Source organism: Nocardioides okcheonensis, from assembly GCF_020991065.1.
GTDB lineage: Bacteria > Actinomycetota > Actinomycetes > Propionibacteriales > Nocardioidaceae > Nocardioides > Nocardioides okcheonensis.
Genome location: NZ_CP087710.1, coordinates 1,479,387 through 1,491,907 on the forward strand (window position 1 = coordinate 1,479,387; position 12,521 = coordinate 1,491,907).

The following is a 12,521-nucleotide window of genomic DNA, read 5'->3' on the forward strand; positions in this document are numbered from 1 at the left end:
TATCGCCCATACTGGCGGGCATGCCTCACCCCCTCACGACCACGACCATCGCCGCGGCCGAGAGCTCCGGGAGCGCCGTCACCTCCGCGGCGTCCAGTCCCTGCGAGGACGGCGAGAACATCTGTGACTGGGTGTTCGAGCAGACCTCCAACTCCGGGCTGGCAGACGCGGCCGACTGGGTCGTCGGCAAGCCGAGCGCCCTCGTCGGGCTGATCCTGATCGGGCTGGTCGTCCGCTGGGTGCTCCACCGGCTCATCGACCGGGTGATCAAGCGTGCCGAGGTCGGCATGCTGCCCAACCGGGTCAGCCGGGCGATCACCGGCGGCAAGATGGGCGCCGCGCTCAACCTGCGCGAGGACCCGGCGTACACCCGGCGCGTGCAGCGGGCGGCGACGATGGGGACCCTGCTCAAGAGCATCGTCACCGGGGTCGTCATCACCGTCGTCGCGCTGATGTTCATCGCCGAGCTCGGCTACGACATCGCTCCCCTGATCGCGAGCGCCGGCATCATCGGCGTCGCGATCGGCTTCGGCTCGCAGGCGCTGGTCAAGGACTTCCTGTCCGGCATCTTCATGATCTTCGAGGACCAGTACGGCGTGGGCGACGAGGTCGACCTCGGCGAGGCCAGCGGCACCGTCGAGGCCGTGAGCCTGCGGGTGACGCGGCTGCGCGACGTCAACGGCACGGTCTGGTACGTCCGCAACGGCGAGATCCTGCGCGTCGGCAACATGAGCCAGAACTGGGCGCGGACCGTGCTCGACGTGCGGGTCGCCTACGGCGAGGACCTGGCCCGCGTCCAGCGGGTGCTCGCCGACATCGCCCACGACCTGTGGGAGGACGAGGACTTCCGGGGGCGCGTGATCGAGGAGCCCTCGGTGTGGGGCGTGCAGGAGCTGGCGCCCGACTCGGTCGTGGTGCGGGTCGCGCTCAAGACCGCGCCGCTGGAGCAGTGGGCGGTCGCCCGCGAGATGCGCCAGCGGATCAAGGCGCGCTTCGACCTCGAGGGCTTCGAGGTCCCCTTCGCCCAGCAGGTGGTGTGGATGCGTGACGACGAGCGGCCGGACCGGCAGCGCTCGGCCGAGGACCAGCAGCCGGCGGCCTCCGGGCCCGCGCAGGCGGAGGGAGACCTGTGACCACCACGTTCTTCGAGGAGATCGGCGGCGAGGAGACGATCCGCACGATCGTCCACCGGTTCTACGAGGGGGTCGCGACCGACGACGTGCTGCGGCCGCTGTACCCCGAGGAGGACCTCGGTCCGGCCGAGGAGCGCTTCCGGCTGTTCCTCCAGCAGTACTGGGGCGGCCCCACGACGTACTCCGACACGCGGGGGCACCCGCGCCTGCGGATGCGGCACGCGCCGTTCCGGGTCACGCCCGCGGCCGCCGAGCGCTGGCTGGTGCACTTCCGCGCCGGCCTCGACGCGGCCGACCTGACCCCGGAGCAGGACGAGCGCTTCTGGGACTACGTCACGCACGCCGCGCAGTTCATGGTCAACACCCTGGAGTGACGGCCCGGAACTCCTCGGGGACCGGCGCCGGGCGTCCGGTCGCGTTGTCGATGCAGACGCCGACGACGCGGGCGCGGGCGAGCAGCTCCTCACCGTCGCGGACGACCGACTCGAACACCAGCGACGTGGTGCCGATGCGCGAGACCCACGTCCGGCAGTCGTAGGGCTCGGGCCGGAACAGGATCGGGCGCCGGTAGTCGACGTCGGTCTGCGCCACGACCAGGTGGAACCCCTCCCCCAGGTCGCCGCCGCGCGCGGTCAGCAGCTGGATCCGCGCCTCCTGGAAGTACTCGAAGTACTTCACGTTGTTGACGTGGCCGTAGACGTCGACGTCGCTGAACCGCACCTGCACCGGGTAGTGGCCGCCGGGCACGTCGACGACCTCCGGGACCGGCGTCGGCCGCACCGGCTCGTCGGGCTCCAGCAGCCTGCCGAGGGACGCGCGCTCGGAGTCGTGCAGCCGACGGGGACGCTCGGTGGCGAAGACGTACGGCGTGAGGACGGTGCGGGCACGGAGGTAGACCGTGCGCTCACCCGCGGGGTCCTCGGTGAAGACCTCGTAGGCCATGGTGAAGCTCGCCGCGCGGATCTCGGTGACCCAGCACTCGACCGAGACCGGCTCCGGGCTGAAGGTCAGCGAGGACACGTAGGTGACCTCGTGGCGCACCACGACGACGCCCTCGGCCAGGTCGTCGGCACGACTGTCCGGCGCGTGGGTGCGGAACAGGTCGACCCGCGCCTCCTGGAGGTAGTCGACGTAGGTGACGTTGTTGACGTGGCCGAGCAGGTCGAGGTCGGCCCACCTCAGCGGACAGCGGTAGAGATGACGCACGCCCCGATCGTCGCAGAGTGCGGACCGGGGCGTGGGTCGGGAGGGCGGTCGGTGGACACGGGTCGACCGGCCGGCCGGGGATCAGTGGGCGAAGTGCAGCCGGCCGTAGTAGGCCGGGATGGACTCGCGACGGGCGCGACGGTCCTCGCGGGTGACGCGGAGCGTGGCGGGAAGGACGACCGCGGCCATCGCGATGGCGGCCACGGCGGCGATGCCGACGACGACGAGGAGGGTGATGGCTGCGGCGGGGTCGATGAGCTGCATGATCGGTTCCTTTCTACGGATGTAGTTACTACTTATGTAGAAGCGTACTCTTCTACGCCTGTAGGGCAAGTCGCGGCGGTAGTGTCCTGCGCCACGACCGACCCACCCCGTCCCGAGGAGCCGATGAGTCCCGCCACCGACCGGCTGACGCCCCGCCGGCGCGAGATCCTCGCCGCTGCCACGACCGTGCTGGCCCGGCAGGGCAACCGCGGGCTGACGCACCGCGCGGTGGACCGCGAGGCGGGGCTACCCGAAGGCAGCTCGTCGTCGTACTTCCGCACCCGCGAGGCGCTGGTCAACGCCCTGGGCGACTTCGTCGCCGACCGGCTCGCCGCCGACGTCGAGGCGCTCGGCGCCCGGCTCGCGGGCTGTCCGGGCGAGCACGAGCGTGCCGTGGTCGAGGTCTCGCAGCTGTTCTCCCGGTGGCTCGACCAGCCCGACCTGCTCGCCGCACGGCTCGAGCTGAGCGTCGCCGCGATCCGCGACCCGGGCCTGGCCGAGCGGTTCGCCGTGTGGCGCGCCGACCTGGTCCGCACGGTGGACGCGGTGATGGCGGAGGCCGGCAAGGAGGGCCCGGCGTCCGCCGAGACCCTCGTGGCCGCGCTCGACGGGGTGCTGCTGGCCTCGCTGCTGCAGCCGGCGTCGCACCGACGGGCCTTCGTCGACGACAGCGTCGAGCAGCTGCTGACGGGCCTGGGCGGCGACGCAGCGGCGACGTGAGATCGGCCACACGGGGGCGCGTCCCCGCGTGCGGGATCGCGGACTAGGGTGCCGGGAGGACCGTTCCCGACCGACCAGTAACCGGAGTTCCCCATGCCCGAGGCAGTGATCGTTTCCGCAGCGCGCTCCCCCATCGGCCGCGCCAACAAGGGCTCGCTGAAGGACTTCCGGCCCGACGACCTCACCGCGCTCGTGGTGCAGGCCGCGCTCGACAAGATCCCCGCGCTCGACCCCACCACCATCGAGGACCTGCTCCTCGGCTGCGGCCTGCCCGGCGGCGAGTCCGGCAACAACATGGCCCGCGTCGTGACCACCCTCCTCGGCCTCGAGGTCCCCGGCGCCACCGTCACCCGCTACTGCTCCTCCTCGGTGCAGACCACCCGGATGGCCTTCCACGCCATCAAGGCCGGCGAGGGCGACATCTTCGTCTCGGCCGGCGTCGAGACGGTGTCCCGCTTCGCCAAGGGCACCTCCGACCACCTCCCCGGCACCCGCAACCCGCTCTTCGAGGCCGCCGGCGCCCGTACGGACGAGCTCGCCCGGGGCGGCCAGGACTGGCACGACCCCCGCGAGGACGGCAACCTCCCCGACATCTACATCGCGATGGGCCAGACGGCCGAGAACGTCGCCCGCCTGCGCGGCCTCGACCGCAAGGAGCTCGACGAGTTCGCCGTGCGGTCGCAGAACCTCGCCGAGAAGGCCATCGCCGACGGCTTCTGGGCCCGCGAGATCACCCCGGTCACGACGCCCGACGGCACGGTCGTGTCGAAGGACGACGGCCCCCGCGCGGGCGTGACCTACGAGGGCATCGCCGGCCTCGACCCCGTCTTCCGCCCCGACGGCGTCGTCACCGCCGGCAACTGCTGCGCCCTCAACGACGGCGCCGCCGCCGTCGTGGTCATGTCCGACACCAAGGCCGCCGAGCTCGGCCTCACCCCGCTGGCGCGCATCGTGTCGACCGGCGTCTCCGGCCTCTCGCCGGAGATCATGGGCCTCGGTCCGGTCGAGGCGACGAGGAACGCCCTCAAGCACGCCGGCATGAGCATCGGCGACATCGACCTCGTCGAGATCAACGAGGCCTTCGCCGCCCAGGTCGTGCCGTCCTACCAGGACCTCGGCATCGACCTCGACCGGCTCAACGTCAACGGTGGCGCCATCGCGGTCGGCCACCCGTTCGGCATGACCGGCGCCCGCCTGCAGAACACGATGCTCAACAGCCTCGACTGGCACGACAAGTCCACCGGCCTCATCACGATGTGCGTCGGCGGCGGCCAGGGCATGGCGCTCATCCTCGAGCGCATGTCCTGACACTAGGCTCGGACGCATGACCTCCGAGGGTGAGCCCCGCTGGCTCGACGCCGACCAGCAGCGCTCGTGGCGTGCGCTGATGATGGGGATGACGCTGCTGATGGAGCGTCTCGACGACGACCTGAGCCGGGAGTTCGGGATGTCGCTGACCGAGTACGAGGTGCTCGTCCGGCTCTCCGAGCGTCCCGGGCGGGCGATGCGGATGGCCCAGCTGGCCGACGCGATGGCCCACTCCCGCAGCCGCGTGACCCACACGATCGCGCGGATGGAGGGCGCCGGCTACGTCACCCGGGGCACGACGCCCGAGGACGGTCGCGGCGTCGTGGCCACGATGACCGAGGCGGGCTACGACCTGCTGGTCCGCGCCGCGCCGTGCCACGTGGAGAGCGTGCGCCGCAACGTCGTCGACCTGGTGCCGGGCGAGGACTTCGCCGCCGTGGGCCGGGTCTTCGACCGGATCGCCGACCACCTCGTCGCCCGGCACCCCGAGTCGGAGATCCGCTAGCCGGTCCCCGGGACTTCGTCCCTCCTCGACCGACGGGGAGAGAACTGCGGCCGCACGACGTCCGAGCCAGGCTCGGAGGTGTCGTGCGGCCGCAGTTCTTCTCGGGCGGTCGTCCGCGTGCGTCAGTCGCGGGTCAGGCGGCGGTGCGTGACCCGGTGCGGCCGCGCGGCGTCGATGCCGAGTCGCTCGATCTTGTTCTCCTCGTAGGACGCGAAGTTGCCCTCGAACCAGAACCACTTGGCGGGGTCCTGGTCGTCGCCCTCCCACGCGAGGATGTGGGTCGCGACCCGGTCGAGGAACCACCGGTCGTGGGAGGTGACCACGGCGCAGCCGGGGAAGTCGAGCAGCGCGTCCTCGAGCGAGGACAGCGTCTCCACGTCGAGGTCGTTGGTGGGCTCGTCGAGGAGCAGCATGTTGCCGCCCATCTTCAGCGTCAGCGCGAGGTTGAGGCGGTTGCGCTCACCACCGGAGAGCACGCCGGCCTTCTTCTGCTGGTCGGGGCCCTTGAAGCCGAACGACGCGACGTAGGCGCGGCTGTTCATCTCGAAGTTGGCGACCTTGATGAAGTCGAGGCCGTCGGAGACGACCTCCCAGACGTTCTTGTTGGGGTCGATGCCGCCGCGGGTCTGGTCGACGTAGGAGATCTTCACGGTCTGGCCGACCTTGAGGTCGCCCGCGTCGGGCTCCTCCTGGCCGGTGATCATCCGGAAGAGCGTGGTCTTGCCGACACCGTTGGGGCCGATCACGCCGACGATGCCGGCGCGCGGGAGCTTGAACGACAGGTCGTGCATGAGGGTGCGGCCCTCGAAGCCCTTCTCCAGGTCGTCGGCCTCGAGCACGATGTCACCGAGTCGCGGGCCCGCGGGGATGTTGATCTCGGAGGTGTCGATCTTGCGCATCCGGTCGGCCTCGGCCGCCATCTCCTCGTAGCGCGCGAGTCGCGAGCGGCTCTTGGTCTGGCGGGCCTTGGCGTTGGAGCGGACCCACTCCAGCTCCTTCTCGAGCATCTTGGCGCGCTTGGCGTCCTTCTGCCCCTCGACCTTGAGCCGGTCGCGCTTGGTCTCGAGGTAGGTGGAGTAGTTGCCCTCGTAGCCGTGGATCTGGCCGCGGTCGACCTCGGCGATCCACTCGGCGACGTTGTCGAGGAAGTACCGGTCGTGGGTGATCGCCATGACGGCGCCGGGGTAGGTCTTGAGGTGGCCCTCGAGCCACTGGACCGACTCGGCGTCGAGGTGGTTGGTGGGCTCGTCGAGGAGCAGCAGGTCGGGCTGCTCGAGCAGCAGCTTGCAGAGCGCGACGCGGCGGCGCTCACCACCGGAGAGGTTGTCGACGAGCACGTCCGGCGGCGGGCAGCGAAGCGCGTCCATGGCCTGGTCGAGGCGGCTGTCGAGGTCCCACGCGTTGGCGTTGTCGAGCTCGGTCTGGAGGTCGCCGGTCTCCTGCATCAGGGCGTCCTGGTCGGCGTCGGGCTCGCCCATCTCCATGTACGCCTCCTCGAGGCGCTTCATCTTGCCCTTGAGCTCGGAGACGGCCTCCTCGACGTTCTCGAGGACGGTCTTGCCCTCGGTCAGCGGCGGCTCCTGCTGGAGCATGCCGACCGTGGCCTCGGGGTCCTTGATCGCGTCGCCGTTGTTGGCGTGCTCGAGGCCCGCCATGATCTTGAAGAGCGTGGACTTTCCGGCACCGTTGGGTCCGACGACGCCGATCTTGGCGCCGTGGAGGAAGGAGAGGGTGACGTTGTCGAGGACGACCTTGTCACCGTGGGCCTTGCGCACGTTGCGCAGCGTGAAGACGTACTCAGCCATGCGGGCGAGCCTACGGTGCGGCGCACCCGCACCGACAATCGCACCGCGACCCCCGACCGCCGGCTGAGACCTGCACGACCCGCGGGCCGACGCGTCAGGCAGCCCGGGGCTCGTCCGCCCCTGCGGACATCTCCTGCGAGGCCTCCTCGGAGGTCTCCTGGGAGGTCTCCTGGGAGGTCGGTGCGGTGGCGGCCTGCTGCCCGGGCCGCACGAGGACCGTCGTCCCCTGGGTGAGGTCGTGGCCGACGGAGGTGGCGACGACCTCGACGGACGTCTGCGGCCGGCCCTCGCGCTCCCAGGAGTCGGCGACCAGGCGGCCGTGGACGATCACCGGCTCACCGCTGCGCACCGACGCGGCGACGTTGCGGGCGAGCCGGTTCCAGGCCTTGACGGTGTGCCACGTCACGGCGCCGCGCACCCACGCCCCGTCGCGGAAGTAGGAGGGCGTGCACGCGACCCGGAACGACGCCACGCAGCGGTCCCCGGAGAGCTCGTGCAGCGTGACGTGACCTCCCACCAGGCCGGTGAGGGTGATCTGGGTGTCGTCGAACATGGGCGGTCTCCTCGTCTCGGCGGCGGCCGGTCCGCCGCGATGGGACAAGGTTGGCCGCGCTCGCCGACACGGGGTGGGCGGAGGGCCTACCGCCTGTGGACAGGGTGTCCGGAGGCGCGGCTGTGGACGCCCGGTGGCCCGGCCCGCGGCCCGCCCCGCGTCGGCGCCGGCGCACGCTCACCTCGGTCGCGCGCCCTGGCCAGCGACGGGGGCGCGAGGAGAACTGCGGCGGTACGACCACCCAGGCCGGTCCGAGGGTGTCGTCCGGCCGCAGTTCTCTGGGAGCAGGCAGAGAGCGCCGGCAGGGAGAGCAGGCAGGGAGAGCAGGCCAGCAGCGCAGGCCAGCAGCGCAGGCCGACAGCGCAGGCCGGGACCGCGGCGTCCGGGACGACGGCCGCGCAGCCGCGTCAGCGCAGCGCGGTGGCCAGCGCCTCGCGCACCTCGGCGTAGGACGCCAGCTCGGCCCGGACCGGCGCGACGACGACCTCGTCCGACACGGCCGAGATCGCGTCGCGCAGCCGCTTGTCGGCGGCGCGGGCCCGCGCACGCGCGGTCAGCGACACCAGCCAGCGGCAGACCAGCGCGAGCAGCAGCCCCAGCACGATGCCGCCGACGAGCAGCAGGGTGGGCAGCGGGAAGGCACCCACGTCGGGGGTCGGCGGCTCGGGGAGGCGCGCGTAGGAGCCGAGGGACAGCAGCGCCAGCCAGCCGGCCCCGACGATCGCCGACAGGATCAGGACGTACTGCAGGACCCGCACCGCGCCGGCCCACGCCGGGATCCGGTCGGCCCCGAGGTCGGTGGAGGCCACCGCCCGGTCGAGGCGGTCGGTGAGGTCGGGCAGGCGCGACACGGACGCCGAGCGCACCGCGTTCGCCCACGACGGCGCCATCCCCTCGCCCACCTGGTCGGCGAGCGCCCGCACCTCGGTGTCGACCCGGGCGCGCTGGACGCCGGTGGCCTTCGGCACCGACGTGCGCGCCGCGCCGGTCAGCTCCTTGCCGGCGGACCCGAGGTCGAGGTGGAGCCGCTTGAGCGGGTCGGGCTTGAGCCGCGAGAACCAGGCGGTCACCGGCCAGCCGGTGGCGCGGTTGGCGCGCAGGCGGGTGGAGTCGGCGACGGCCCGGACGACCGTGGGCACGCCCGCGGCCTCGCTGAGCGCGTCGTCGAGCGCCGCGACGCGCTCCTTCGACAGGGTCGGCGGCTTGCCCGTGCCGACGGCCTCCTGGAGCCGCTCGGCGGCGGTGCGGACGTCGGCCTCGAGGCGCGACCGGGTGACCTTCTTCTCCGCCACCCGCTTGACGATCATCGCGCGGAGCTCGTCGACGCCCCAGCCGTTGCGCGCGCTCACCGGGACGACCGGCACGCCGGCGAGGCCGTCGGCCTCGAGCAGGCGGCGTACGTCCTCGACCATCGACGGGCGACGGTCCTCCGGGACGGTGTCGATGTGGTTGAGCACCACCAGCATCACCTCGCTGTGCCCGGCGAGGGGCTTGAGGAACCGGTCGTGGATGGCGGCGTCGGCGTACTTCTGCGGGTCGAGGACCCAGACCATCAGGTCGGCGAGCTGGACCAGCCGCTCGACCTCGAGGTGGTGCGAGACCTCGGTGGAGTCGTGGTCGGGGAGGTCGAGCAGGACCACCCCGCGCATCTCGACGTCCTCGTCGGCCTTCGACAGCATCGAGTCGCGGGTGACCTGGTGTCGGGCGGGGATGCCGAGCCACTCCAGGAGCTCCTCGGCGCCCTCCTTGCCCCACACGCAGGCGGTGGCCCAGGAGGTCGTCGGGCGACGGACGCCGACCGCGGAGAGCTCGAGCTGGGTGAGCGCGTTGAAGGTCGAGGACTTGCCGGACCCGGTGGCCCCGGCCAGCGCCACGACCGTGTGGTCGGCGGAGAGCCGCAGCCGGCTGGCCGCACGGTCCGCGACCGCCTGCGCGGCGTCGACGACGGCGTCGTCCACGCGCCCGCGGGAGGCGGCGGCGGCGCGCTCGAGCCCGTCGACCCGGGCGCCGACGTCCGAGCTCCTGGTGACCAGCTTCTTGGCCCCTTCGAGCAACGACGTCATGACTCCCTCACTGCACCCGGTGGACTTTGCTTCCCTCAACCCTAGGGGGCGTCGCCACCCGTGTCCGAACCCGAGGGGGTGTGGGTTGCGGCATAGCGCAGGTCGTCGACCTTGCGGGCGGCCGAACGCATCCGCTCCGGCGCCTCCGGCTGGACGTCCAGGCTGTCGAGGAGGTCGGTGTAGCGGCGCCGCTCGGCGTCGAGCAGGTCGGTCACCGACGCCTCCAGCCGCTGCCGTGCCCGCTCGGCGAGCGAGCGCACCGCCTGGTCGCCGAAGACGGCCTCCAGCAGCTTCTGGCCCAGGACGGCCGACCCGCCCGCGATGCCGGCCTCGGCGCCCACGAGCACGCCACCGGTGTGGGCGAAGACCACCACCATGAGGGCCACCGCGAGGCCGTTGACGCCGAAGGCGAGGAATCGGGCCGTGGACCGCTTGTCGGAGCCCTCGGCGCGCACCATCTCCAGCACGTCGCCCTGCCAGTCGCGCACGGCGCGCTCGGTCCGGCGGCGGAAGTCGCGCGAGGCGCGGCCGAGGTCCTCGCCCGCGTCCGCGAGCAGCGCCTGGCCGGCGGCGGTCGAGCGCCACGACGCCTCGGCCCGCTCGGCGGCCGCCTCGGCGTGCTCGAGGACCAGCGTCTCGAGGCCGGACTCGACCGCGACGGTGACCCGCTCGGCCTGCTGCGGCTTGCCCTTGACGGCGTTGACGACCCGGTCGCGGATCCAGCCGACCCGGGTCTCCAGCGACTTCAGCAGCTCACCGGTGCCGACGAACTCCTGCCAGCGCGCGAGCACCTCGCCGCGCAGCAGGGTGCCGTCGGCGGAGGCCTCGGTGATCGCGGCCACGGCGCGGTCGTAGGCCGCGTTGGCGTCCTCGCGGAGCCGGCGGACCGCGTCCGTCTGCTCGGTCGCGGCGTCGGCGACCGAGTGCGTACGCCGTGCGAGCGTGCGGACCGCGCCGTCGAGGGTCTGCTGCACCACCGCGGCGCGGGCGTCCTGGTCGTCGGCGAGCGCCTGCAGCCAGGAGCGGATCTCCACGACCGCGGACGACGGGAGCAGGCCCATCTCGGAGACCTCGCCCTCGCGCACGGTGAAGAGCGGCGAGTCCTTGAGCCCGCGGCTGGCGAGCATCCGGGCGAGGTGGGCGGCGACGGTGTCGACCGCCTCGGGCGGCGTCCGGTCGAGCACGATCGCGACCGCCGCGGACCGCTCGGCGGCCTTGCGCAGGAACTCCCACGGGACCTGGTCGGCGTAGCGGGCGGCGGAGGTCACGAACAGCCACAGGTCGGCGGCTGCGAGGAGCTGGGCGGCCAGGATCCGGTTGCGCTCCTCCACCGAGTCGATGTCGGGGGCGTCGAGGATCGCGAGGCCGGGCGTCATCGCCGGGGACGCGACCAGCTGGAGCGCGTCGGGGTCGTTGGTCTGGCGGGTGACCCGCTCGAGCTCGGGGAGCAGCCGGTCCTGGCCGAACCACTTGGCGTCGTCGGGGTGGTGCACCAGGACGGGCGAGCGGGTGGTGGGCCGGAGCACGCCGGGGATGGTCACGCGGGTGCCGACCAGCGAGTTCACCAGGGTCGACTTGCCGGCGCCGGTGGAGCCGCCGACCACCGCGAGCAACGGCGCGTCCAGCGTCATCAGGCGCGGGATCACGTAGTCCTCGAGCTGGTCGACCATCTCGGCGCGGGCCGTGCGCTGCTCCTCGGCGCCCGGCAGGTCGAGCGGCAGCCGGGCCTCCTGCAGCGAGCCGCGCAGCCGCACCAGCGCGGTCACCATCGCGGTCGTCGAGTCGGGCGTGCGGCGACCGGGGAACGGGGTCTGGTCGGAGGTCTGGTCCGCGTCGGAGTCGCTCATCGGGTCGGAACCACCTGTCCGGGGAAGGAGATGTAGGGGCGGATGGTCCGCAGCTCCACGACGTGCTCCTGGCCCCGGACCGCGAAGTCGGAGGGGGCGGTGCCGCGGAGGTAGCGGTGGTGGAGGTAGCCGAGCTCGATCGCCGCGGCCTGGTAGGCGCGCATCGCGCGCTCGGCCTGGGGGCCACCCTGGTGCCGGGCCCACCGACGGGCGTGGCGCCGGGCGCGCAGGTCGACCAGCCAGGGGATGTCGGTGGCCGGCAGCAGGCCGCGGTCCGCGGCGTCCTGGAGCGCGGCGGCGAGCAGCGGGCGCTCCGAGCGGCGCCGGTAGACCGCGAACGCCACGACGGCGACGAACGCGGGCAGCATCAGGGTGCCGTAGACGACGAAGAAGTGACCGGTGCCGGAGAGCGTCGAGGTGTTCCACGCCGAGTGCAGCCCGGCCGCCGCGGCGAAGCCGGCGGGCGGGGCGAGCAGGCGCACCCAGGTGCGCCTCGACGCGATCGCGAGGCCGACGCCGATGCCGATGAACGCGGTGAAGAAGGGGTGCGCGAACGGGCTGATCAGGCAGCGCAGCACGAAGGTGACGGTGAGCGCGGTGGTGCCGCCCGGGCCGAGCCCGTCGGTGCCGTCGTAGGCGGCCGCGAGGTAGAGGATGTTCTCGGTGAAGGCGAAGCCGACGCCCACCATGCCGGCGTAGACGATGCCGTCGAGCACCCCGTCGAGCTCGTGGCGCCGCCACCACAGGAGCAGCAGCAGGAACGCACCCTTGGTGGCCTCCTCGGTGACCGGGGCGACGACCGCGAGGCTGTCGCGCTCGCTCGTGCCGCCGGCGATGCCGATGCCCTGGAAGACGAGGGCCGCGGCCGTGGCCACGAACGCGCCCCACAGCAGGCCCGCGACCAGCAGGCTCCGGGGCTCGGGCTCGTAGCGGTCGAGCCACATGAAGCAGCCGACCAGCGGGCCGACCGGCACCGCCGCCAGCACCGCCGCGAGCGCGAGTGAACCGGGTGCGCCGGAGAGCCCGACCACGATGGCCATCGCGATGCCGCCGAGCAGCACGAGCGTGCCCACCAGGATGGTGAAGGCGACACTGTCGCGGCGGGCCCGGTGCATGG

At 72.7% G+C, this 12,521-nt stretch carries 12 protein-coding genes; 5 read left to right on the forward strand and 7 right to left on the reverse strand.

Features of this window, described 5'->3' with window-relative positions; translation table 11 throughout:
* Nucleotides 1-20 precede the first annotated feature (20 nt).
* Nucleotides 21-1,133 carry a mechanosensitive ion channel family protein gene (locus LN652_RS07040; RefSeq protein ID WP_230443963.1) on the forward strand — a complete coding sequence of 371 codons (1,113 nt, stop codon included), beginning with the start codon at nucleotides 21-23 and terminating at the stop codon, nucleotides 1,131-1,133.
* A complete protein-coding gene (locus LN652_RS07045; protein WP_230443964.1) occupies nucleotides 1,130-1,507 on the forward strand; it encodes a globin in 378 nt (125 codons plus the stop codon). The genes LN652_RS07040 and LN652_RS07045 overlap by 4 nt, the downstream gene beginning before the upstream one ends.
* Here the strand turns inward: LN652_RS07045 and LN652_RS07050 are convergent.
* Nucleotides 1,491-2,339, reverse strand: a complete 849-nt coding sequence (locus LN652_RS07050) for an acyl-CoA thioesterase (protein WP_230443965.1) — start codon at nucleotides 2,337-2,339, stop codon at nucleotides 1,491-1,493. The genes LN652_RS07045 and LN652_RS07050 overlap by 17 nt on opposite strands.
* 81 nt (nucleotides 2,340-2,420) lie before the next feature.
* Entirely contained in the window at nucleotides 2,421-2,603 is a 183-nt protein-coding gene (locus LN652_RS07055) for a hypothetical protein (RefSeq protein ID WP_230443966.1), read from the reverse strand.
* Nucleotides 2,604-2,726: 123 nt separating this feature from the next.
* Between LN652_RS07055 and LN652_RS07060 the strand changes: the two genes are divergently transcribed.
* The 3 genes from LN652_RS07060 to LN652_RS07070 all read left to right on the forward strand — a co-directional run bounded on the left by LN652_RS07060 (nucleotide 2,727) and on the right by LN652_RS07070 (nucleotide 5,136).
* Complete coding sequence (locus LN652_RS07060; protein WP_230443967.1) at nucleotides 2,727-3,323, forward strand: TetR/AcrR family transcriptional regulator; 597 nt, start codon at nucleotides 2,727-2,729, stop codon at nucleotides 3,321-3,323.
* A 93-nt stretch (nucleotides 3,324-3,416) separates the two neighbouring features.
* On the forward strand, nucleotides 3,417-4,631 hold the full coding sequence (locus LN652_RS07065) for an acetyl-CoA C-acetyltransferase (protein ID WP_230443968.1): 1,215 nt from the start codon (nucleotides 3,417-3,419) through the stop codon (nucleotides 4,629-4,631).
* 16 nt (nucleotides 4,632-4,647) lie between these two features.
* On the forward strand, nucleotides 4,648-5,136 hold the full coding sequence (locus LN652_RS07070; RefSeq protein WP_230443969.1) for a MarR family winged helix-turn-helix transcriptional regulator: 489 nt from the start codon (nucleotides 4,648-4,650) through the stop codon (nucleotides 5,134-5,136).
* A 122-nt stretch (nucleotides 5,137-5,258) separates the two neighbouring features.
* Here LN652_RS07070 and ettA read toward each other — a convergent pair whose 3' ends face one another.
* The 5 genes from ettA to LN652_RS07095 all read right to left on the reverse strand — a co-directional run bounded on the left by ettA (nucleotide 5,259) and on the right by LN652_RS07095 (nucleotide 12,519).
* On the reverse strand, nucleotides 5,259-6,941 hold the full coding sequence (ettA, locus tag LN652_RS07075; protein WP_230443970.1) for an energy-dependent translational throttle protein EttA: 1,683 nt from the start codon (nucleotides 6,939-6,941) through the stop codon (nucleotides 5,259-5,261).
* Nucleotides 6,942-7,035: 94 nt separating this feature from the next.
* Complete coding sequence (locus LN652_RS07080) at nucleotides 7,036-7,494, reverse strand: single-stranded DNA-binding protein (RefSeq protein ID WP_230443971.1); 459 nt, start codon at nucleotides 7,492-7,494, stop codon at nucleotides 7,036-7,038.
* A 407-nt stretch (nucleotides 7,495-7,901) separates the two neighbouring features.
* A complete protein-coding gene (locus LN652_RS07085) occupies nucleotides 7,902-9,557 on the reverse strand; it encodes a YfjP family GTPase (protein WP_230443972.1) in 1,656 nt (551 codons plus the stop codon).
* A 41-nt stretch (nucleotides 9,558-9,598) separates the two neighbouring features.
* Nucleotides 9,599-11,404, reverse strand: a complete 1,806-nt coding sequence (locus tag LN652_RS07090) for a dynamin family protein (RefSeq protein WP_230443973.1) — start codon at nucleotides 11,402-11,404, stop codon at nucleotides 9,599-9,601.
* Nucleotides 11,401-12,519: a PrsW family intramembrane metalloprotease gene (locus tag LN652_RS07095; RefSeq protein WP_230443974.1), complete on the reverse strand. Its 1,119-nt coding sequence runs from the start codon at nucleotides 12,517-12,519 to the stop codon at nucleotides 11,401-11,403. Before LN652_RS07095 ends, LN652_RS07090 begins: the two co-directional genes overlap by 4 nt.
* Nucleotides 12,520-12,521 lie beyond the last annotated feature (2 nt).

Bases quoted from the DNA above. Each gene is read 5' to 3' on its own strand.
- ettA (WP_230443970.1), bottom strand. From the start codon at position 6,941: ATGGCTGAGTACGTCTTCACGCTGCGCAACGTGCGCAAGGCCCACGGT.
- LN652_RS07080 (WP_230443971.1), bottom strand. From the start codon at position 7,494: ATGTTCGACGACACCCAGATCACCCTCACCGGCCTGGTGGGAGGTCAC.
- LN652_RS07095 (WP_230443974.1), bottom strand. From the start codon at position 12,519: ATGCACCGGGCCCGCCGCGACAGTGTCGCCTTCACCATCCTGGTGGGC.
- LN652_RS07040 (WP_230443963.1), top strand. From the start codon at position 21: ATGCCTCACCCCCTCACGACCACGACCATCGCCGCGGCCGAGAGCTCC.
- LN652_RS07090 (WP_230443973.1), bottom strand. From the start codon at position 11,404: ATGAGCGACTCCGACGCGGACCAGACCTCCGACCAGACCCCGTTCCCC.
- LN652_RS07060 (WP_230443967.1), top strand. From the start codon at position 2,727: ATGAGTCCCGCCACCGACCGGCTGACGCCCCGCCGGCGCGAGATCCTC.
- LN652_RS07065 (WP_230443968.1), top strand. From the start codon at position 3,417: ATGCCCGAGGCAGTGATCGTTTCCGCAGCGCGCTCCCCCATCGGCCGC.
- LN652_RS07070 (WP_230443969.1), top strand. From the start codon at position 4,648: ATGACCTCCGAGGGTGAGCCCCGCTGGCTCGACGCCGACCAGCAGCGC.
- LN652_RS07055 (WP_230443966.1), bottom strand. From the start codon at position 2,603: ATGCAGCTCATCGACCCCGCCGCAGCCATCACCCTCCTCGTCGTCGTC.
- LN652_RS07085 (WP_230443972.1), bottom strand. From the start codon at position 9,557: ATGACGTCGTTGCTCGAAGGGGCCAAGAAGCTGGTCACCAGGAGCTCG.